Annotated in this window: 1 pseudogene; it reads left to right on the top strand. The window is 61.9% G+C overall.

What is annotated here, in order from left to right:
* Positions 1-46: 46 nt before the first annotated feature.
* Positions 47-365, top strand: a pseudogene (locus PU724_RS33990) (transposase); the annotation flags it as partial.

The raw sequence follows: 365 nt of genomic DNA, 5'->3' as shown, positions 1-365 counted from the left end.
CAAGGCTCCGCAAGCTGAAACAAGGGGTCACGACGCCGGCAAGAAGATTGTCGGCCGCAAGCGACACATTGCCGTCGATACGGATGGACGGCTGTTGATGGTCAACCTCACCACCGCCGATATCTCCACAGTGCCGGCGCTCAGGCGATCCTGGATGGTATCCGCAAGCGCTGGCCCTGGGTGAAGCATCTGTTCGCCGACGGCGCCTATGACCGGCTGAAGCTCATGGACAAAGCCACCTATCTCGACTTCGTGGTCGAGATCATCCGTCGATCCGACGACCAGAAGGGCTTCCAGATCCTGCCCCGCCGCTGGGTCGTCGAGCGGACCTTCGGCTGGATGACAAGATGGCGCCGCCTCGTACG

Source organism: Mesorhizobium abyssinicae, from assembly GCF_049887195.1.
In the GTDB taxonomy this organism is placed as follows: domain Bacteria; phylum Pseudomonadota; class Alphaproteobacteria; order Rhizobiales; family Rhizobiaceae; genus Mesorhizobium; species Mesorhizobium abyssinicae.
This window is presented reverse-complemented; position numbering and strand designations above follow the sequence as displayed.